The sequence below is a fragment of the Nitrosospira sp. Nsp1 genome (genome assembly GCF_900100985.1).
Taxonomy (GTDB): Bacteria; Pseudomonadota; Gammaproteobacteria; order Burkholderiales; family Nitrosomonadaceae; genus Nitrosospira.
Genome location: NZ_FMUF01000012.1, coordinates 80,185 through 101,724 on the forward strand (window position 1 = coordinate 80,185; position 21,540 = coordinate 101,724).

The 21,540-nt window shown below is 51.5% G+C and carries 21 protein-coding genes; 19 read left to right on the forward strand and 2 right to left on the reverse strand.

The annotated features are described in order from the left end of the window. Positions 1–164: 164 nt before the first annotated feature. From ybaL to BLP78_RS09330, 6 genes are all read left to right on the forward strand, one after another. Entirely contained in the window at positions 165–1,868 is a 1,704-nt protein-coding gene (gene ybaL, locus BLP78_RS09305) for a cation:proton antiporter domain-containing protein (protein ID WP_090458637.1), read from the forward strand. Between the two features lie 121 nt (positions 1,869–1,989). After that, entirely contained in the window at positions 1,990–2,343 is a 354-nt protein-coding gene (locus tag BLP78_RS09310; RefSeq protein ID WP_090458638.1) for an arsenate reductase family protein, read from the forward strand. Between the two features lie 579 nt (positions 2,344–2,922). Continuing rightward, positions 2,923–3,333: a hypothetical protein gene (locus BLP78_RS09315; protein WP_090458640.1), complete on the forward strand. Its 411-nt coding sequence runs from the start codon at positions 2,923–2,925 to the stop codon at positions 3,331–3,333. 374 nt (positions 3,334–3,707) lie between these two features. Beyond that, positions 3,708–5,207 carry a sensor histidine kinase gene (locus BLP78_RS09320; RefSeq protein WP_090458642.1) on the forward strand — a complete coding sequence of 500 codons (1,500 nt, stop codon included), beginning with the start codon at positions 3,708–3,710 and terminating at the stop codon, positions 5,205–5,207. Then, a complete protein-coding gene (locus BLP78_RS09325; RefSeq protein ID WP_090458644.1) occupies positions 5,204–5,731 on the forward strand; it encodes a dihydrolipoamide acyltransferase in 528 nt (175 codons plus the stop codon). The genes BLP78_RS09320 and BLP78_RS09325 overlap by 4 nt, the downstream gene beginning before the upstream one ends. A gap of 13 nt (positions 5,732–5,744) precedes the next feature. Then, positions 5,745–7,106: a sigma 54-interacting transcriptional regulator gene (locus BLP78_RS09330; RefSeq protein WP_090458645.1), complete on the forward strand. Its 1,362-nt coding sequence runs from the start codon at positions 5,745–5,747 to the stop codon at positions 7,104–7,106. A gap of 117 nt (positions 7,107–7,223) precedes the next feature. Here BLP78_RS09330 and BLP78_RS09335 read toward each other — a convergent pair whose 3' ends face one another. Further along, the gene (locus tag BLP78_RS09335) at positions 7,224–8,792 is read right to left on the reverse strand and encodes a LodA/GoxA family CTQ-dependent oxidase (RefSeq protein WP_090458678.1); all 1,569 of its coding nucleotides are present in this window, start codon (positions 8,790–8,792) and stop codon (positions 7,224–7,226) included. Positions 8,793–9,111: 319 nt separating this feature from the next. Here BLP78_RS09335 and BLP78_RS09340 point away from each other — a divergent pair, with 319 nt between their 5' ends. The 3 genes from BLP78_RS09340 to BLP78_RS09350 are packed head-to-tail and all read left to right on the forward strand — an operon-like array spanning position 9,112 to position 11,871. After that, positions 9,112–9,807: a dienelactone hydrolase family protein gene (locus tag BLP78_RS09340; RefSeq protein WP_090458647.1), complete on the forward strand. Its 696-nt coding sequence runs from the start codon at positions 9,112–9,114 to the stop codon at positions 9,805–9,807. After that, a complete protein-coding gene (locus BLP78_RS09345) occupies positions 9,808–10,500 on the forward strand; it encodes a phosphoribosyltransferase (protein ID WP_090458649.1) in 693 nt (230 codons plus the stop codon). Positions 10,501–10,509: 9 nt separating this feature from the next. Further along, positions 10,510–11,871, forward strand: a complete 1,362-nt coding sequence (locus tag BLP78_RS09350; protein WP_090458650.1) for an erythromycin esterase family protein — start codon at positions 10,510–10,512, stop codon at positions 11,869–11,871. A gap of 55 nt (positions 11,872–11,926) precedes the next feature. Here the strand turns inward: BLP78_RS09350 and BLP78_RS15585 are convergent, their stop codons facing one another. Next, positions 11,927–12,064, reverse strand: a complete 138-nt coding sequence (locus BLP78_RS15585) for a hypothetical protein (RefSeq protein WP_176752831.1) — start codon at positions 12,062–12,064, stop codon at positions 11,927–11,929. A 234-nt stretch (positions 12,065–12,298) separates the two neighbouring features. Between BLP78_RS15585 and BLP78_RS09355 the strand changes: the two genes are divergently transcribed. The 10 genes from BLP78_RS09355 to BLP78_RS09400 all read left to right on the forward strand — a co-directional run bounded on the left by BLP78_RS09355 (position 12,299) and on the right by BLP78_RS09400 (position 21,230). After that, positions 12,299–14,131 (forward strand): beta strand repeat-containing protein, encoded by a 1,833-nt coding sequence (locus BLP78_RS09355; protein ID WP_090458652.1) that lies wholly within the window; start codon positions 12,299–12,301, stop codon positions 14,129–14,131. 129 nt (positions 14,132–14,260) lie between these two features. After that, positions 14,261–15,034 carry a Kazal-type serine protease inhibitor domain-containing protein gene (locus BLP78_RS09360; protein ID WP_090458653.1) on the forward strand — a complete coding sequence of 258 codons (774 nt, stop codon included), beginning with the start codon at positions 14,261–14,263 and terminating at the stop codon, positions 15,032–15,034. Between the two features lie 170 nt (positions 15,035–15,204). Further along, positions 15,205–15,507 (forward strand): hypothetical protein, encoded by a 303-nt coding sequence (locus BLP78_RS09365; RefSeq protein ID WP_090458655.1) that lies wholly within the window; start codon positions 15,205–15,207, stop codon positions 15,505–15,507. Positions 15,508–15,619: 112 nt separating this feature from the next. Continuing rightward, positions 15,620–16,066, forward strand: coding sequence for an Hsp20/alpha crystallin family protein (locus BLP78_RS09370; protein ID WP_090458656.1), 447 nt, complete (start codon positions 15,620–15,622; stop codon positions 16,064–16,066). Between the two features lie 365 nt (positions 16,067–16,431). Then, entirely contained in the window at positions 16,432–16,935 is a 504-nt protein-coding gene (locus tag BLP78_RS09375; RefSeq protein WP_090458658.1) for a BCAM0308 family protein, read from the forward strand. 111 nt (positions 16,936–17,046) lie between these two features. Continuing rightward, a complete protein-coding gene (locus BLP78_RS09380) occupies positions 17,047–17,496 on the forward strand; it encodes a CBS domain-containing protein (RefSeq protein WP_090458660.1) in 450 nt (149 codons plus the stop codon). Positions 17,497–17,628: 132 nt separating this feature from the next. Beyond that, the gene (locus BLP78_RS09385; protein ID WP_090458661.1) at positions 17,629–18,141 is read left to right on the forward strand and encodes an Hsp20/alpha crystallin family protein; all 513 of its coding nucleotides are present in this window, start codon (positions 17,629–17,631) and stop codon (positions 18,139–18,141) included. 168 nt (positions 18,142–18,309) lie between these two features. Next, positions 18,310–18,783 carry a YbhB/YbcL family Raf kinase inhibitor-like protein gene (locus BLP78_RS09390; RefSeq protein WP_090458680.1) on the forward strand — a complete coding sequence of 158 codons (474 nt, stop codon included), beginning with the start codon at positions 18,310–18,312 and terminating at the stop codon, positions 18,781–18,783. Positions 18,784–19,375: 592 nt separating this feature from the next. Then, on the forward strand, positions 19,376–20,278 hold the full coding sequence (locus BLP78_RS09395; protein ID WP_256330190.1) for a rhamnan synthesis F family protein: 903 nt from the start codon (positions 19,376–19,378) through the stop codon (positions 20,276–20,278). Positions 20,279–20,456: 178 nt separating this feature from the next. Next, a complete protein-coding gene (locus BLP78_RS09400) occupies positions 20,457–21,230 on the forward strand; it encodes an FkbM family methyltransferase (protein WP_090458665.1) in 774 nt (257 codons plus the stop codon). Positions 21,231–21,540: the final 310 nt, after the last annotated feature.

The window sequence follows — 21,540 nt, forward strand, 5'->3', positions numbered from 1 at the left end:
GACTGATCTGCTGGTTATTACAAGTTCTTAAAATCATCTTTGCTATCAGCATGCATCAATCCGAGCCGTAGTTTCGTTCTCGGGGCGGTGCTGCACGCGGTACGGTACGACCACCCATCGCGTTAGTAAACCCGTTGTCTACGCGAAAACACGCGGCAACACAAATGCCCCACAGTGTTACTCTAATCACCACCATTGCGGTCAGTTTAGGTCTTGCGCTGCTGATGGGGCTTATCGCCAACCGGTTGAAGTTGCCGGTGTTGGTCGGTTATCTTGCTGCAGGCGTCATTCTGGGTTCCAATACGCCGGGCTTCGTGGCCGACATGGAGCTGTCCGCCCAGCTGGCGGAAATCGGCGTGATACTGCTGATGTTCGGCGTCGGGCTACATTTTTCGTTGAATGATCTACTGGCTGTGCGGCGGATCGCCCTGCCAGGTGCGATCGTCCAGATTGTGGTGGCGACCACTTTCGGCGCCATGGTCGCAGTCTCCTGGGGATGGAACCTGGGCGTCGGCATCGTATTTGGTGTGGCACTGTCCACGGCGAGCACCGTTGTGTTGTTACGTGGGCTGGAGCAACGCGGCTTGCTCAAGTCCGTCAACGGATCTATTGCGGTGGGCTGGCTTGTAGTCGAGGACCTGGCGATGGTCCTGGTTCTTGTTCTGTTGCCGCCGCTTGCCGGATGGCTGGGTGATAACGCGGGCGGCCCAGCGGGCGTATCAAACTCGGATTTGCTCACAACTTTGCTGCTCACCTTTGGCAAGGTGGCGGTCTTTATTGCGCTGATGCTTGTTGTCGGGAAACGTGTATTTCCCTGGTTGCTTTGGCACGTTGCCAGCACAAACTCGAACGAGCTCTTCATCTTGAGCGTGATAGCGGTTGCGATAGGCATCGCTTACGGTTCCGCAATGCTCTTCGGTGTTTCCTTTGCTCTGGGTGCTTTTTTTGCCGGCATGGTGATGAGGGAATCCGCTTTAAGCCATCGGGCCGCGCAGGAATCGCTGCCTCTCCGCGACGCTTTTTCAGTTTTATTTTTTGTTTCCGTGGGAATGCTGTTTGATCCAGGCGTACTGGTAGAGCAGCCACTCCATGTTCTCGCAACGCTCGGAATTATCATCATCGGGAAATCGCTGGCTGCCTTTTTATTGGTACTTGCTTTCCGTTACCCTCTGAATACGGCATTAACCGTGTCCGCCAGCCTTGCGCAAATTGGTGAATTCTCGTTTATCCTTGCCGCGCTAGGCGTGTCGCTCGGGCTACTTCCGGTTGAAGCTCAGAGCCTTATATTGGCGGGCGCGTTTATCTCGATTACCCTTAATCCCTTCGTATTCCGGGTAATCGAACCGGCGCAAGCATGGATACGCTCCCGTTCCAACCTTGCCCGTATCCTGGAGCGTTCCGACGATCCACTCGCAGAACTGCCGATGACGGTTGCGTCAAGCCATGTCACAAGCCATGTCGTGCTTGTGGGCTATGGCCGTGTCGGCCGGCTCATCGGCGATGCGCTGGCCGAGCAGAGATTATCGTTTGTTGTGGCAGAACAAAACCGTGAGTTGGTTGAAGGGTTACGCAAGCACGGAATTCATGCCGTAGCGGGGGATGCAGCCGAACCGGCCGTATTGATACAAGCACATATTGCGCGAGCTGCAATACTGGTGATTGCGGTTCCCGATACACTACGTGCCCGGCGGATGATCGAAACTGCACGTATACTTAACCCTCCGATTGAGATTATTGTTCGTACACATAATGAAGAAGAGGCGGCGTTGCTACGGAGGGAAAGCGGAGGAGCCGTATTTATGGGCGAACACGAGCTCGCTCTCAGCATGACACGACACATACTGGAAAAAATTACGGCCAATAAATGAAGAAGCTGCTATCAGACGCAAGATTCAGTAGTAGGGAATTTAACCTGAATCCGGTAGTTGGACGGGGTGAAGTGTACGGCCAGCACAAACTGACTTTAGTATGAGATTGAAGGAGGATTGAATGAGTGACAGGATTATTGTTTATCAGAAACCCGGGTGCAGCAAATGCAGAGCTACGCTCGAGCTTCTTGCGGGCAGCGGCGAAGCGTTCGATGCTGTCAATTATTATGAAACACCTTTGACCGTTGAGCGTTTACGCGAACTGATCGATAAGCTTGGCTTGTCGGTACGCGACGTGCTGCGTGGCGATGAACCTATAGCGCGTAGCCTCAAGCTTGCTGAACGAGCGTTGCCGGATGAAGAATTGATAAGAGTCATGGTGGAAAATCCGGATCTGATTCAGCGGCCAATTGTTGTGCGTGGCGACGAGGCAATGCTGTGCCGCCCGCCGGAAAACGTGATGAAATTGCTGTAATGATTTTCCCGAAAATGCAGTGAACAGGAATTGGATTCAACCTAAATCCGGTAGTTGGACGGGGTGAAGTGTACGGTTTTTGAGGTGCAGGGCAAGGCGCAACGACGCGGAATGCGACCGCGCAGGGCGGAGCAGTGCCTTCCGCAGGAAGGTGCGACCCCGAAGCGGGATGCGGGCGCCCCCTTGCGTGTGGAGCGCGATCGCGGCATCCCCTGCGCTGCCCGATCCCCGCTGCGCGGGGTCCCTCGGGCGACGCTTCGGGGCGCCGTTCCATTCCAAGGAGTTGCAACGCAGCCATGTGTCGCAAAAACTGTGCAATTCACTCCGTAGCGCCCTCACCCGGAAGGTGAGGGTCAAATAATATAAAATATTGTTATTAATCATGATACTGATCTATTAAATGAGCGGTCAACTACCGGATTTAGGTTCAATATGGTTCCGGTCGCAGGGGTTCGTGAAGTGCTTGTTCAACCAAGCGCACTATTTGAAATAATTGTATAACTGTTTAAACTGGTGCTGATAGAACGTAAAATGTAATGACAATGTAATGATGCTCGAACTGCGTACAGGAAATTGATAATGAATATGATGTCTGTTGGAATTTTGCGATTAATATCTCGATTCGCCTTCGCGGTCATCCTGGGAGGGTTCGCTACTTTTGTACAGGCAGAGTGTGCGGGCTGCCTCTGCCCTGGGAACCCATGCAAGTTGTGTCCGCTGCCACCTCAAAAAAATGCGCCACCGGTTGCGGATGAACCGAACATTTGTCTTAAAATCAGGGAGAGAGTCACGCCGGTTTCAAAACATACAGAGCCGAATCAACATTATGAGAGCGTGAATAAATCGATCACGGAGTGCGTAAGAAACGGCGGCGACGTGATTATGAATTCGCGCCGAAACGAGGAATTTCCTTCCAAACATTACTGCAAGCCCTATATCGCGGAAGGCAAGGCAAATGCGGATGGTGCGCACCTTGCCCCGAAGAAATAGAGATCGAAGGGGATATGTGGCAAAAGCGAGGCAAATACCTGGTCAGGTTCGCAGATCGAGAAACGACGTCGGGCGGAGCCCGACCTACCGCTGATTTGTAACAGCCTGTCCATCGGAATGATGGGTTATTCCGCTCCACCCGGCCTGAGGAGATTGGCGTAAAAGATACGTGATGGGTATCAAAGACACAGAGATCGGTACCAAAGCAGGTCGGGCTCCGCCCGACGATTGGATCAGCGCGTCGGTATCTACTGCAATATCTTCAGCAGATTTATATCCCCCATGCGGTAGAGCTTTCTAAACGAAACTGTCAACGTGAGCATGAGGCGAGCGCAAATAAAATTGTTCCGGATCCGGGCCATCGAAGGAAAAAAATGAGTGCTCGCGTAGAAATTGCCAAGCAGGACAGCGGCATTGGATCCTTGTCCCGGTTGCGGCGCGACCCGAAATCGTTCCTCAAATTGATTCTGCTCGGTTTTGCACTTGTTGGCTTGCCGCTGATCATCGCGCTTATCAACAGTGCTTTTTCCATTGACCGGTTAGCGGATCAGAGTCGCAAGGCCGTGTATCAGGCGGCGCAAATTGCCCATAGCAGCCGTGCGCTGGCTGACGAGATTGCCGCTATGGAGCGGGCTGTGCGCCAAGCCTACATCCTGGGCGATACGTCTTTGCTGGAAGGTTATTTCCGCGCGCATAACAAATTCGAGAGCATGTCGGCGAGCCTTTTCGAGTTGTCGTTGCAGGACGAACAGAAACAATTGCTGACGAACCTGCAAACGTCGGAAGCCTCGATTTTCAAGAAAGTATCGGCTGTAAGACAATCCCCGGAAAAGCTTCGCGATCTAATCGGTAATTTCGTGCTCCTCCGGGATTCGGCACGGACCTTTTCGTGGGTTGGCTATACGTTAATCGAGCGTGAAGTGGATGAAATGCAGGACATGGCGGGGTATGCGCGCTTTACGGTCGGATGGCAGCTACTCGCCCTGATTCCATTCGCCATTCTGCTGGCATTCTTTTTTTCGGTACGGATCGCACGTCCAATCCGCCAGATCGATGAGGCCATCCGTAGTATGGGGCAAGGTGAGCTATTCAAGCCGATAAGTGTGGATGGACCTCAGGATCTGGTGTATTTCGGTGAGCGCCTGGACTGGATGCGTCGCCGCCTGCTGAAGCTGGAAGAGCAGAAAACGCGATTTCTGCAGCATGTTTCTCATGAGCTGAAGACACCGCTTACGGCCATGCGTGAAGGGGCGGATTTGCTCGCGGAAGGCGTGGCGGGGAAACTGACCGAAGAACAGCAGCGTATCGCGAGGATTCTCCATAGCAACAGTATACAACTCCAGCGGCGCATCGAAGATTTATTGAGCTACAGCGCGCTCCAGGCCGAAAAAGCCGCGCTGGTGAAGCAAGAGGCGAATCTGACAAAAATTCTGGACGCGGTGTTGCAGGACCAGAATCTTATTATCATGAGTAAAGGCTTGAGAATCGACTTATCTTGCCCGGAATTGGTTATCGACTGCGATGAACAGAAAATCAAGGTAATTATCGATAATCTATTGTCGAATGCGGTGAAATTTTCACCTTCAGGCGGCTGTATTCGCATTTGGACCAGTAAGACAGCCGGGATGGTTCAATTGGATATTGTTGACGCTGGTCTGGGCGTTGACGAAGCAGATCGTGAGAAAGTATTCGAGCCGTTTTACCAGGGGCGGCGGATACTCGACAGCCATGTCAGGGGAACAGGGTTGGGGCTATCCATTGCGCGCGAGTATGCGCTGGCGCACGGCGGCAATATTGAGCTTATCCCAAAAATTGGTGTCGGCGCCCATTTCCGCCTCACCATACCCGTTTGTGACCCCGAGGGATCCCTATGAATCGCATGCGTCAAAAATTGCGGGTCCTGCCGGCAATAATGTTGATGTTTGTGGCCGCGTGCGCGGCCTTGCCTGAAGATCAGTCATCCATCATGCCAGCTGATCCGATCGTCACGGGTCAAATGGATGATATGATGGAGTTTTATGAATCCTTGCGTAAACAGCCGCCCGCAGAGCTTACCCGCATATATGACAAGGTAAAACAGAATTTCGTACAGAACAAGAGCGACTCGAACCGAGCCAGACTCGTATTGCTTCTTATACTGCCCCATACTTCCTTTCGCGACATCACTTCAGCGGTCTACCTCCTTCATGAGTGGCCACGGGATTCGAAGCCGGCAACCAATCTGCAAAGTTTCAGAAATTTGCTCGCGAGCCTGCTTGCTGAGCAGCAGCGGTTGACTCACAGTGTGGAAGAATTGTCGCAGAAACTCAAAGACGAGCAAAAACGCGTCGAGACCTTGCAAAACCAGATCGATGCCATAAAAAATATGGAAAAAAACCTTATTCTCAGAGAGTTATAGATAATGCAAAATCATGTTTGATGCCAAACCCAAAATCCTCATCGTCGACGACGATACGGATCTGCTTGAGTTGCTGGTTATTCGGCTTACTGCTGCGGGTTACAAAGTGGACGCGGTACAAAGTGCAGAGGCTGCGCTGAATTATCTGGATGTATCACGACCGCAACTGGTCATCAGCGATATGCAGATGAGCGGCATGGATGGCATGGCATTATTTGAGCATATCCATCGGACATTACCGACGTTGCCGGTAATCATCCTGACGGCGCATGGCACCATTCCCGATGCGGTTGCCGCTGTTCAGCAGGGTGTATTCGGCTATCTGGCCAAACCTTTTGACAGCAAAACCCTGCTGGCCAACATTAGCCAGGCGCTCAGGTTCGTTCCCGGCACCCTGCCGCAGCAGGAGATATCACAGGCGGCGTGGCGCAAGAATATCATTACACAAAGCGCTGTCATGGAGGACCTTCTTACAAAAGCGGGACTGGTCGCGGAGGGAGACGCAAGTGTGCTGATCTACGGCGAAAGCGGGGTGGGTAAGGAATTATTCGCGCACGCGATACACGATGCATCCAAACGCCGCGATCATCCGTTTGTGGCTATAAATTGCGCGGCAATCCCGGAACAATTACTGGAATCGGAATTGTTCGGTCACGTCAAAGGCGCGTTTACCGGCGCTGTCCGGGACCATAAGGGGCTGTTTCAGTTGGCTGAAGGCGGGACACTGCTTCTGGACGAAATTGGCGATATGCCGCTTTTGCTCCAGGTCAAGTTATTGCGTGTTCTGCAGGAGCGACAGGTGCGACCGGTCGGGTCCGCGCAGGCGATGCCCGTGAATGTTCGTATTATTTCAGCAACGCACCGTGATCTCAAAGCTGAAATCGCTGCCGGTACCTTTCGAGAAGATCTTTATTACAGGCTGGACGTTGTGGCGTTGACGATCCCGGCCCTGTCGCAGAGACGCGAGGATATTCCATTACTGACAAATTACTTTCTAAGCACATTTTCCGGGAAATACCAGAAAAATATCAATGGGTTCTCTCCCGAAGCCATGGAGATGCTGATTAGCGCGTCCTGGCCGGGTAACGTGCGGCAGCTTATGAATGTCATCGAAAGATGTGTTGCCCTGAGTACGGCGCCCCTCATCTCGGCGATATCGGTGTATGACGCCATGCACCGGGAAGAGGAACAGCTTGTTTCTTTCGAGGATGCGCGCAAAAGTTTCGAAAGAGACTATCTCGTACGCGTGCTGAAGATCACGGGTGGCAACGTGACACAGGCAGCACGCCTGGCCAAGCGAAATCGCACCGAGTTCTACAAGCTGCTTCAGCGATACCAGCTCGATCCTGCTGTTTTCAAGCAGGTGCAAGCATGATCCTGAATCCGGCAGTTGGACGGGCTACAAAAACCCTTTTCGGTTATACCGCCTGGTTGACAAATGAGCGGTTAAACACCGGGTTTAGGACGACCTCGGCTCGACATCTCCACCAGGTCAGGACTGGCCCTCTATAGGATTCCGCTCGTCCTCTACGAATCTATCGCCCTTTTTTACGATAAAACCCAGCTCTGACCACCACCTGACCATATCACTGTAATCTTCTATGCCGCGTGAAAATGGCTGAATCTGCCCCGAGGCGGTAACGACATCGACAGGACGCTGAGCCGGCCACCACAGTTCGCCGCAAGCCAGAAAGTCAGCCTGCCAGGGCAATGCCATTCGCTCAGTCAGAAAGCCAGGGGGAAGCGTATGTTTGATCCGGAACGGTGCTTCATAGGTCGCTGCCTGCGCAATGACATACGTTACCTCGATACCGGGAAAAAATGGCGCACCGATGCAGCCTTCCAATGATGCTCGCGTCAGGGCATCGGGTTTTTGTTCCAGCGGCAATTCATCGAACGGAACAGGTACAGGTTCGGTTGCCCAGTCGGCGTGGAAATCGCCCTGCGACCATTTTTCCATCATGGTGTACTGATACTCCGTCAGTGCGGTGTATTCACCTCGCTCTGGATTGTCGGGATCCAGGCCGCTGTTCACTTTCGGCATGCTGGGCGGAACTCGGGACGGGGGAGAATTGGGATCGACGCGAGTATTGGGTTTCATCAGCCACCTCAAGACCGTTTCACGTGCGGACTTCCCATTCTCGGTCTTGTCTGCCAGCTTGCTCAGGCGCTCGGGATCGAGGAAATTTCCCGCATCTCCATGATGACGATTCCTTTGCTCCACTACCCAATGAATCAATACTGTCCGCTTCAGGATCGGGTAGATATCCCGTGTAAATGACGGCACATCTTTTATAAGACGCGGAGAGAAATTTCGCACGGCGACATTCAGCGCCTGGTCATACCAGGTCGTGACACCTTCAATCTCGGGTGCATACGATGGTGGCGCCACAACAACCCATGCGCTGCCTTCCGCACTGATGGGCGGTTCACCCTCGACCTCTACGACAGCACTTACAGGTCCATCGGAAACGCCATCATACCAGCCATCATTATTCGCAAAATTATCGAGACCTCGGCCAATGGGGGAGCCTGATTTACCTAGACCGCCGACAACGATCAACCGCCCTTGTTCGTCCGTGAGGACGCGCCCAAGCACAATTTTTGCACTTCCCTCGATATCTCCATTTTTGATGAAGTTGATTTCTCCAGTGAGCAGATCCCCGGCTTGGCTCTTGCCCGATATGGATTGTATTCCGGCATCTGCGATTAATCCTGCTCTGCTGTATTCCGCATTTCTGAGCGAAGTGGAAGACGGACCTCCCGGTGGAAAATTTCCACCCGCTGCTTTACGGTTGACCAGATGGATGCTCCATCTGATTTTTGTCTTCTCATCCAGAACGATCTCGCTGTCGAGTGCTTCCTTGCCGAAATCGTCACGGATAAATTTATAAATCCGGAATCGAACCGCTTGCGGCTTTATTTTTCCCGGCGACGAGTCGTCACGATAGGGTCCCGGGGGAGCGATCCCTGGAGACTCCGGCCCCAGGAAATAACCAGTCTCGCTGTTTCCTATACGCGCAACGCCTATCGCCGGGTAAATCCGGTAGATCGCTTTCATCGGTATCTTCTCCTTGCCAGTTTGATATTCATCCCGGAAAAACTTGACCACATCCATATCATAGCCTCCGCCAAAAATATTTCCGGCTATTTTTTATCCTAAAAACATGGCATTTACGTCGTGCTCGCCTATTCCGGAAAAAACCGATGAAGAATTTTCTACCGTCATCCAGCCCGTATTGAAACCTATGTTCGGAAGCGTACGGAAACATCATTAACGATACTCTATAAAAATCATTGTGCGTTCGTATTTCCTTATTTCAGGATCAGGCACATCCATTTTATTAACGCGGTTCTGAGGATGTTATCGGAAGACAAATATGACCAGCCCCTTGCATAACCGAGCGCCTGAGACGACAGCCGTACGAATCCCGGCAGGGGACGTCGTGCTGAGCGCAGACCTGACTATACCGCCGGATGCCAGGGCCATTGTCGCCTTCGCGCATGGCAGCGGCAGCAGCCGGCATAGCACCCGGAACCGTTATGTCGCGGAAACACTGAACAGGTATCACTTCGCCACGTTGCTCGCCGATCTCTTGACGGAGGAAGAAGAAATTATCGATATGCGGACACGGCATTTGCGTTTCGATATACCCATGCTGGCGGACAGGCTGATCGATATCGCCACATGGTTGCAACGTGAACCGCAAACGAAACATCTAAAAATAGGCTGGTTTGGGGCAAGTACAGGCGCTGGCGCTGCGTTGATCGCCGCGGCAAGGCGCCCGGAAAATATCGTGGCTGTGGTTTCCCGCGGCGGCCGACCAGATCTGGCCGGAGATTATTTGCCTGAAGTCATGGTCCCCGTGCTTCTTATCGTCGGTGAAAACGATCCCGAGGTTCTGAAACTCAATAAATCGGCGCTTACGCGGCTTAACCCCAACGGCCACTCCAGGTTGGAGATCGTACCAAACGCAACACATTTGTTTGAGGAGCCCGGCACGCTCGAGGCAGCAGCCCTTCTGGCGGCGCAATGGTTTCAAACCCATTCTGGACTTCCTAGAGAAGAGGTTTAAATGGCAAGCTCCGCTCTCTATTTCGCAGACAGGGCAGAAGCTGGAAAAAGACTGGCGGAAGCACTGGTCGGCTACGCTGGAAGAACCGACGTCCTCGTTCTGGCGCTTCCGCGCGGCGGCGTGCCGGTGGCTTATGAAGTGGCCCGGACTCTGGCTGTGCCGATGGATCTGTGGCTTGTCCGCAAGCTGGGCGTGCCGGGACAGGAAGAACTGGCGATGGGCGCGATAGCAGGAAAGGATACTCGCGTCCTCAATCGAGACATCATCAACGTCTTGAATATCGACAAGACTACCATTGAGGCTGTAATAGTAAAGGAACAGGCGGAACTGGAAAGGCGTAACCGGCTTTACCGTCAAGGCAGGCCGTCACCCGATATTGAAGGAAAGACAATCATAATTATCGATGATGGCCTTGCCACGGGGGCGACCATGCGTGCTGCAATTGCTTCCCTCCGCCAAGCTGGCGCAGCAAGGATTATCGCGGCAGTGCCGGTCGGTGCGGCGTCTACCTGCGGAAAAGTCGAGCAGGATGCGGATGAGCTTGTTTGCCTGTATACACCGGAGCCTTTTTACGGTGTCGGACAATGGTATGACGATTTTTCACAGACATCGGATGAGAGCGTGCTGGCGCTCCTGGAAAGTGCTGTCAAAAGTCAGGGCGGCGCCGCGACAAAACCGGAAAAAGCAGTGTGAGGATTCAATATGCCTGATCTCGATTCTCATCACAGCTTGATCGACACACTGGAACGCCATGCGCAATCTCTGCAGGATGTCGGTGACGATTATCGCCCACTGATTTACGCTGCAAAAAACAAAAAACTCATTCTGCTCGGGGAAGCCTCTCACGGCACGGCGGAATTTTATCGGATGCGTGCCGAAATTACCCAGCATCTCATTGTAGAAGAAGGATTCGATGCCGTCGCGGTTGAGGCCGATTGGCCGGACGCTTACCGGGTCAATCGCTTCGTATCCGGCACATCGGATGATACGGAGGCCGATGCGGCTCTGTCGAATTTTGAACGATTCCCCACGTGGATGTGGCGTAATACCGAGGTCCTGGCCTTCGTCGCGTGGCTGCGCGATTACAATCGAGGGAGCGAGAAATATAAGGGCCGAAAGGAATCCGTAGGGTTCTACGGTCTTGATTTGTACAGTATGACGACCTCAATGGCGGCTGTGCTGGCCTATCTGGACAAGATCGATCCGCAAGAAGCCGCGGCCGCGCGAGCGCGCTATGGCTGCTTTGGCCAGTTCATCAGCAACCCCCAAGCGTATGGCTATGCCATTGCCTCAGGTAGATGGGATTCCTGCGAGCAGGAAGTCATGGCTCAACTCATGCAATTGCAACGGAAAGCGCGCCTCTATGTTGAACAGGATGGCGCTTTTGCCGGAAACGAATATTTTTCGGCTCAGCAGAATGCCGAATTGGTAAAAAATGCCGAGGAATATTACCGCGCAATGTTCAGAGGGCGCCCCAACACATGGAATTTGCGAGACCGGCATATGTTTGAAACTCTGGAAAAACTCGCCGCTCATCTGGAAAACCGGTTAGGGCGAGAGCCGCGAATCATTGTGTGGGCACACAATTCTCATCTGGGCAACGCTGCGGCAACGGATATGGCGCAGCGCGGCGAGATCAATATCGGCCAGTTGGTTAATGAGGAATATGGAGATAGAGCGCTTCGCATCGGATTTTCGACCAGCCGCGGCACGGTAACCGCAGCATCGGATTGGGATGGGCCGGCCGAAACGAAAACTGTTCGCGACCCATTGCCCGGCAGTTACGAAGCATTTTTTTCGGGACTCGAAAAGAAACGTTTCCTTCTTGATCTTCGAACTGAAGACGAAGCTGTCAGCCTGTTAAAAGAAAAAAAACTGCAGCGGGCCATTGGGGTAATTTACCGGCCTGAAACCGAGCGCGCAAGCCATTACTTCTATTCATCCCTGCCACGGCAATTTGATTTCATGATCCATATCGATAAAACAGAAGCTGTGCAGCCGTTACCGTCATTTGTTCACAAAAGGCCCGGTGAAATGGACGAGACCTATCCGTCGGGTTTTTAGACGCTTGCCAGCCTGTCGACTTAAAGGAAATCGGCTGCAAAAGTGTCTGGCCGGTTCATATTTTGCCGCTTTTTCGACCAATAGAATAACTATTGACCTTCAAAATCCTCAAAATCTGTCCTCCTCCAATCATTTCTTCGCTGCGATTTTTTAAATCCGACAGGTTGCTGGTTTCAACGTAATTCTTTCCCATCCGTAATTCCATGCTCGCTTCTCAGATGTGTGCCGGCACCGTACCAATGCTGTCGCGGCTCTGCCGTAGGTGCCGCTGAGGTAGTGTTTTCGCGGAACGCTCCTATACCCAGCGCCCCCATTTAATTCCTTGCTTTTAAAAAAATGTGATCTATTTTAAATAATGTCGTGTTATGCGGCAGCACAAAAACAAATCGTAAATAGCTGAGTCCTGTGTTCATTCAAGGAGACATCGATGAAAAATATGAAGAAAAATCAAATCAGCAAAAATGGATCATTAACCAACGGGCTTTTCCGGACATTGCCGATCATTGCGGCGCTGGCTGCGTCGGGCTTCATCCAGCCAGTTCTTGCCGTCGATCGCACATGGTTTGGCAGCACAGGGGATTGGGGTGTCGATACGAACTGGTCACCCATAGGTGTGCCGGGCATCAGTGACAAAGCGATCATCAACAGCGGCAATTCAACTCTATCCTTCAATACGGGGATAACCGGACTTAATTTGTCCGGTGGCATCCTTGGTGGTACAGGCAACCTTACGCTCAGCGGTCTGAGTACCTGGACTGGCGGGACCATTGCTGGCGCGGCTACCACGACCTTCAGCAGTACGTTGGAGCTTAGCGGCAATGGTACCAAGGTCATTTCCGGCGGGCGCACGGTGAATGCTGGCGATACTACCTGGAGCGGCAATACTGGTGCCAATAACAACGATCTCTTTTTCAGCAATGGCACTTTCAACAATACTGGAACATTTACCGATACCAACGCCTTCAACGATCATATGGTCAGTGTTGGAACATTCAACAACAGCGGCACTTACAACAAGCAGACCGGTACTCTTACCACCATTGGCGGGGGTGTTGCCTTCAATAACACCGGCACGGTCAATGTCAATGCTGGAACTCTGCGCCTGCAGGGGAATGACACCCACAGTGGCAGCTTCGCCATTGCTGACGGTGCAACCCTCGATTTCAACTTCGGTACCCATAATCTGAACACTGTAACAACAAGCGGTGGTGGTACCTTTCAAATAAGCGGTGGTACAGTCAACCTCAATGGTGGTAGCCATACCACCCCGTTCCTTCTTTCCGGGGGGGCGCTGGCCGGTACGAGTACTCCAATCGGTGGTTCTGCCACCTGGACTGGCGGGACCATTGCTGGCGCGGCTACCACGACCTTCAGCAGCACGTTGGAGCTTAGCGGCAATGGTACCAAGGTCATTTCCGGCGGGCGCACGGTGAATGCTGGCGATACTACCTGGAGCGGCAATACTGGTGCCAATAACAACGATCTCTTTTTCAGCAATGGCACTTTCAACAATACTGGAACATTTACCGATACCAACGCCTTCAACGATCATATGGTCAGTGTTGGAACATTCAACAACAGCGGCACTTACAACAAGCAGACCGGTACTCTTACCACCATTGGCGGGGGTGTTGCCTTCAACAATACCAACACGGTCAATGTCAATGCCGGAGTGTTCAATGTCGCACACGCATTTACCAACGCTGGTACGGTGAATGTTGGCGCTGGTGGAATATTCCAATCCTCTTGCGGCGGTGCCAATTGTTTTGGTAACACTGGCACCTTACAGGGCAACGGTACCATTCAAACACCGGCCAACAATGAACTGGTCAATAGCGGAATGATCAATCCGGGAGACGCCATTGGCCATCTTACCATTGACGGTAATCTGCATCAGGCAGCGAATGGCGCAGTTAACTTCGAACTAGCTGGCCTGCATAATTTTGACCAACTGACGGTTACCGGCGACGTAACATTGGGCGGCGACCTTGCTTTATGGAACCTCGGCTACGCGCCTGTGGCTGGTGACAGCTTCGTGGTGGCGACTTTCGATGACCGCGCCGATACGACTTTCTCATCCCTCAGCCTGCACGGGTTCAGCCCCAATACCTTCCAGGTGTTCTACCACGACCACGACGTCACCGTGGCAGTGGTACCCGAGCCTGAGCAATATCTGATGCTGCTTGCGGGACTAGGTCTGATGGGCGTCGTGGCCCGCCGTCGGCGGAACTGCATTCGGCGGTGCGATGAAACTGTTTAGTACTTGATCCGGGTTCCAGGTTGCCCGGATCCGAAAAAATATCATGCCATTGGCCCGTTCGTTCCAGGCCGGTAGCTTACAAGAAGGGCGAATGGATGTAATTTAATTAACTATCGATGGGAGGAAAAAATGAAGAAATTACCTTATGTTTTACTGATCGGAGCTGCCTTGCTTAGCCTGCCCGCCATTGCCCAGAATGACGGCGACCGTGCGGAGGCTGCAAGCCGTGCCGTGAATATCTCTCTCGGCAGTTCTGGGGGAGCCCTGGATAACGCCGCATTGAAATCGGTCCGCAAGCTGGTCGGAAAAGCGATCATTGCCGATACCGTAGATACTTTCGCTGTCTATAGCCCCAGAACCGGCGGCCCGATTCCGATCGAAGGCGGCTTGAACGCCTGCGCGGAAGCAGGTTTTAGCGCAACGCCAAAGCAGTTCAACGCTTTTGTCAAGCAGTTGCGCGCCATTCATCCCAAGGCGGGAACCTTCCTCAATGTAGAGCTCACCGATCAATGCAAGCCGATTGATGTCGCTGTGTCGGCAGTCTGTGGAGGTATTGCGGGAACAGCCTGTCCTGACGCAAAACAGTATTGCGATTTCGGTATCGGCAAATGCAAGATGCCGGACGCGCAAGGCCAGTGCAAAACCAAGCCCACCATTTGCACCAGGGAATTTCGCCCTGTTTGTGGTTGCGATGGCAAGACTTATGGGAATGCGTGTACCGCAGCCGCGGCGGGAGCATCGATAGAGCATGAAGGGGAATGCAAGAAGCCCGAACCCCAAGCATGCGGCGGAATCGCCGGAATTCCATGCCCTAGTGGCAAAACCTGCGTAGATAACCCCGCTGACGATTGCGATCCGAAACGCGGCGGTGCGGATTGTCCCGGAATCTGCGAAGGCAAATAGTAGCCGGTTTATTCTGCAAACTTTTGTGTAGCCCAATGTTAGGCAGCGCACAGAGGCAGGCATAACGAGGTGTTAAAAATTGCCTCTTTTGATTGTTAGATAGGGCTATGTGATCAATTGGGTGATACCCATTCGCATAGCCCGATCGATCACTTTTCAAGGAGCCTATCTTGTCAGGCAAACCATCCAGTAAACCGGCCCTGGTAACTAATAAAATCAGGACAGTCACCAGCAATCTTATTGGCAATGCTGTTGAGCAGTCCAAAAAATCGACGCCAGCCGACTCAATGGCAACAGATGCTTCTGAATCGGTCGAGCGCGAGCAAAGAAAAAGTCATCACGTGATTTCCACTGCGGCTTATTACGGAGTTGAGGGACATGAACCTGATGGTTACGTTTATGACGAAGCGCAAGACTGGTTGGAGGCTGACGCGGAAACAGGCGGGGTGCTATATGGCGAAAAGGATTTTTAATCGCTGAAAAACATTCTGATAGCTTAGCCGTTTACGTGATTCGTTTACGTGATCATCCGAGAGGTAGCAGTAACAGTGCGATAAATTTTTATATTTCAAAGGAGAAAGCATCATGGCAAACATTGCTCGTCGTTCCCCGTTCGGTGATATCGCCCGTTTCGACCCGTTTTACAACGTTGATGACTGGTTCAAGGGTTTTGGAATGCAACCGTTTTCCATGGACTCGGATACCGCCCCTACGATCAAAATCGATTTAAAGGAAAACGACACGGCCTATACCGTGCGTGCAGAGATCCCGGGGATAAAGAAAGAAGATGTCAAGGTGCAAGTAGAGGGCAATAGAGTTTCCATCAGCTGTGAAACCCGGCAGGAAAAAGAGGAAAAAGAGGGCGAAAGAGTCATTTGTCGCGAATGCCACCAGGGATCGAGCTACAGGAGCTTTACTTTGGGAAGCGATGTGGATGAGACCAAAGCCGAGGCCAAGTATGAAAACGGCACGCTGGAACTGACGTTGCCGAAGAAAGAGGGTAAAACCGCGAAACGGATTGAGGTTAAATAGCATATTAATCCTCGGGCCGATCTCGCCGGTGCAGCTGTTGCCCATTCTGTCGAAAAGAATGGCAACAGCTGCAGGGGTTGAGCTGTAGGTTCAGGCGCATTCGGCCAAGCTACGTCTCGCTTCTGTAAAGCACAAGGCTGGCAGGGCGGTGAAGCGCTTGTTGCTTTTGCGGAATCGGCGCAGCCTTATCAAATGGAAGAATGGAAGGCGTCCTCGACTACGCTATGGGAGCACATCCCCCTCGCACGCGCTACTGCGTCAATGACCGGCCGGCCTGTTTGTGGCGGTGGCAATGCTATCGCAGATGTCGTCTCTAATTCTCATCTGACGCATTAGCAGATGGATTCACATATAGGAGTCTTTCCATGGGCACTCATACTACGTCTCCTGGCTTTCGCCCGATTTCCCGTCGTGACAACATGTTTGAGGAGCGCGTGCACGATGCCTATAAGGCAAGACATAAGCTGCCTGAACCGACCGTTTGTCCACAATGCGGCGCAGTATTCCATGAAGGACGCTGGCAGTGGCTCCAGGCTCCCGCCGATGCACACCAGGAACCTTGTCCTGCATGCCATCGCATTCATGATCATTTTCCCGCCGGTTTTGTGACTTTGCAGGGGGATTTTTTTCTCGCTCATCGCGAGGAAATCCTGCATCTCGCACATAACGTGGAAAAACATGAGCGAACCGAACATCCGCTTGAACGTATCATGGAAATCGAAGAAAAGAATGGCGTGACGCTGATTACAACCACTGATATCCATCTGGCACGAGGTATTGGCGAAGCCATACATAATGCCTGCCAGGGCGAACTGGAATTTCACTATAACCCAGACGAATATCTGTTGCGCGTGAGTTGGACGCGATAGAAATCAACGATTGAATAGGCCTGACTTATTGCCGGCTGCACCATCCATGGCGCGGTTTCATCCCTGCGGTCAAACGCTTCATATCGATATGTAACTCAAGCGGAGAGCATTATGCCTGTCGGCGAAATTTGTAACCGTGATGTTATTGTTTTGCGACGAGATGAAACCATTCTGGAGGCAGCCAAGCTCATGCGCCATCACCACGTCGGTGATGTGATCATTGTGGAAGAGCGTGATGGCGTCCGTGTTCCAGTCGGGATCGTCACCGATCGGGATCTGGTTGTAGAGATCATGGCGACTGAACTCGATCAGGCGGTTATCACCGTAGGCGATATCATCGAGCAAGAGTTGGTCACCGTGAAAGAAGACGTGGCGATCTTCGATGCGATTCAATACATGCGCAGTAAAACTGTAAGGCGTTTGCCGGTCGTGGATGAAAACGGCGCGCTAGTAGGCATACTGACACTGGATGACTTATTGGAACTGCTATCGGAAGAATTACTTGCAATTGCCAAATTGGTAAATTATCAACGGCAAAAGGAAACGAGGACGCGACGCTAGCGGGTGATACCGCATCCTGTACCCCTCTAGACGGTGCAATACGATTTCGAATGCGCGGTCGGGTACGCGCCGGGCAATTCATTCTTATCCTGGTTATCACGATTTTTTCTAATAATGAGAAGGAGCATAACGATGATGAATGCCTTGAATCATGCCAGGAAAAACATTAGCCACGGGCTTAGCCGAACCTGGGACCATATTTCAGAGGGCTGGCACGAACTGGTTCACCAAAGTAGCGGCGCGCTGACTCACTTTACGCATCGTAAGGATGAGGAGGATAAAGAGCACGCGGAAGTTGGCACACTCCCCGCTTTTCGAAACTGGAGCATATTGGCGGGAGAGGTTGAGGAAACGGACAAGGAGATGATGGTGCGGGTAGAAATGCCCGGTATGGAAAAAAAGGATTGCCATATTACGATAGACGGCAATATGCTTTATTTGAGAGGCGAAAAACATTTTGAACGTACTACAAGCGATAGCACGTATCATTTCACGGAGCGCGCTTACGGCGTTTTCCAACGGACCATACCCTTACCGTGCAAGGCGGATGCAGACCACGCCGAAGCGAGCTATAAGAATGGCGTGCTGACCGTACGCCTCCCGAAGCTGGATGGAGAGCAAGGGCGGCTCATTCCAATATCCTGACAGGCGAGCATGACGATGAACAGAGGGCTACATTTTATTTTTCGCACACACCTCGCTGCTTTATCGGGAATTATCCTTGTCTGTTTGCTGGCTCAAGTGGCTGCAGCGGACGAGACCGCCTCACTCATGAGCCAGAAGGTAAGAAACGAGAAAAAGGAGAAACCTATCATGTCAATGACCATAACATCTTCATCTTTTTCTCCTCACGGCGTAATTCCTGCGCGCCATACTTGCGATGGCCACGACACTTCGCCGGAGCTTTTCTGGACCGAAGTGCCCGAGGGCACGCAAAGCCTGGTGTTAATCATGGACGATCCCGATGCGCCTGATCCTGCCGCGCCCAAGAGAACCTGGGTGCATTGGGTGTTGTACAACATTCCGCCCGGCGCCAGCGGGCTATCGGAGGCAATCGCTACGGCGGATCTTCCACCTGGAACGCGGGAAGGGCTCAATGACTGGCAGCGTACCGGCTATGGCGGGCCGTGCCCGCCGATTGGAAAACATCGGTATTTCCATAAACTCTACGCGCTGGACACAGTCCTGCCGGATTTGAAGCAACCAACCAAGGCAAAGCTGGAGAAAGCGATGGAAGGACATGTCATCGCATATTCTGAACTGATCGGCTTATATCAGAAGCATTGAGGAGCGGAATTCAGCGGCTAACCGGACGGGGCTGCGACCGTCCGTCGTGATAGCGTATCGGCATGGATCTCATTACACGCTTAGCCTCAGCAGGTGCTCCGCTTCTTTCCCCGCTGTTACGCGATTTAGTGCTACTTACAGTATTTGACGGATGTGCTGGCGGCCTGAAATCGGTTAGTGCACGGTATGGGATACACCGCACAAAGGGTATTGCCGTGTGATTTCCCCGAATGCTTTGCATTCACGATGACAAAAAAATAGACGAAGCCCGATACACTGGAAACATTGAAAGGCATACTAGCGCGATTATCTCTATCTCTTGATAAGCCGCCTGACGCCCATATTTTTACAAAATACCATCATTATCGATAGTTTGTTTGTATCGTGTTTCCTTATGAGGCGCAGCCCTTTCGCAGTAAGGCCGCTGAACGCACAGCAAAAAATTTTTCGGGATATCTCGATATGCCTTGCATATAAGCGGCTATTTTTATGTTCCAACTCTTGTAGAATTCATTGACCGAGGCGTATGAAAATGCTCTCACACAAGCCGAAAGATCGGTGGACCGCCTGGCCGATGAGGTGGCCTATCAAGATGATAGTCAAGGACTTCAGATATGCCCGGGATTTATCTGTCTATTTGCTCATGCGGGAGAAAGTGCGTAAGGAGCCGTTGGTCAGATTGAACGAAAAAGGGTTGGTATCGCCGGATTACACTAAACCGGTTTGCCTTTTTTGTAGCTACGATTACGAAAATATTGTCAGAAAGAACGTGTATCAGTACCTTGATGCGCTCGCCCTGGCCGGGTTCAACATCATATTTATCAGCTCGAGCGATGACATTTCAGTTTCAGACCTGGAGAAACTTTCAAGATGCTGCGTAAGAATCATAAACCGGGAGAATAAAGGCTACGATTTTTACGGATGGAAAACAGGACTGGAAAAATATGCTCGATACAAAGACCATGCCGGCCTTCTGTTAGCCAACGATAGCGTTATAGGGCCACTTTTCAGCATCAGCGATATCGTTACTACACTTGAGAACTGCGACGCTGATGTGATTGGCATGACCGATTCTTTTCAATTTCATCCGCATCTGCAATCTTATTTTCTGTATTGCAAGAAAAAAGTGGTGTTGTCTGAAGAATTTCTTCGCTTTTTCAAAGAGGTCGATATTCTGGAGTTCAAGAATGTCGTTATCCGAAAATATGAAATTGGTTTTTCCCGGCTTCTCCGTCACCGGTTCCGGTTGGCCGCTCTTTATGGCTTGGAACCCGCCCTTGCTCGAATTAGTTTTAATCAAAGACCTATAAGATGGATAGAGCCGACCTTACATCTATGGAAGCCTCTTATTACCGAGTTCAAGTTCCCGTTTATCAAAAAAAGCATTTTGACAAGAAAGGGCGTAAGTGTTAAAGAGGTCTTGCCGGTGTTGGCAGAAACCGCTTCTCGTTACAACATGGACATCCTTGACGACTTGAGTTTGCCCTACAGATGAGGTGGAGTTCGTCCTTCCGAGTTGAAAATCCCCTTATGTTCGAGATAAGTCAACGCTACCTCGGCGGCCGCAGCTTTGGCCTGCCGCAAAATATTTGGGATTAAACCGGATAAAACAGATATTCTTCGGCATTCACTTAATCCCTATTTTCATTAATCAGCCTGCAGCTGAAATAAATATGTCTTCATTTTTCATGGATGTTCTTTCCGGGTTCTCTATTGCACTTTATGGACTAAAAGGCGGTTACACAAAAGTAAATGTCAAGGGTCAATCCATACGCATCGCCGTGGATAACTTTCGGACACTTCAGCGCGCCAAAACTTATTCCATTAAAGAGCCCGATACACTGAATTGGCTCGATAATTTTGAACCCGGCTCGAGATTCTTTGATCTGGGCGCGAATATCGGCCAATATTCCTTATATCCTGCAAAAAAATACGGGAATGACATTCAGGTTTTTGCCTTTGAGCCTCAGTGCATCAATTATTCTTTACTGAATAAAAACATTTACCTGAACAAGCTCGAGAATAATATTACGGCTTATGGTATAGCCGTATCGGGACAGGGCGGGTTTTCAAAGCTGTATATCCCGAAATTTATTGGCGGAGGAAATCGCTCACAGTTCGGAAAGGAAGACCTGAAGAACATGAAGAAACCTGCCGCGCATATTCAGGGAATGTTTGGAGTTACGCTGGACGAGTTATGCGGAAAATGGGGATTCCCTTACCCCAACTATATCAAGATTGATGTTGACGGCATAGAGATTCCCATTATCAAAGGTGCGGAAAATGTTCTGAAAAACCCAGCGCTGAGATCTGTCATTGTCGAGCTGGGAACCCCTGAGGAGCAACGGGAAGCGGTAAATCTGATGGAACAGGCAGGCCTTGGAGTGAAATCCAAAACCACCAGAAATTGGGGAGAAACCTGTTTTATATTCGAGAAAAAACGTTAGCCGCTTCTATTTTTGCATAAGAAAATGCTATCAATCGAAGTTGCTGTTGATTAATGCTGCACTATCCGGACCCGCGACCGGTAAAGCCTGTTACAAGCTATCAGATTCCCCTAAGCGTGCGGCGCACCGTAGGTAGTCGCCCCTGAAATACCCTCCAGACCTGCATAAATATTGACGTTCTGGGGTATTCAAAAAGCGTGGAATTTGCCAGAATTAGGGTTGTTACCCCCTCATTTCTGGTGAATTGAGATGAAACCAAAGAAGCAAGAACGCAGTGGTTGTGATGATCTTTTCCGGATGCGGCTGGAGC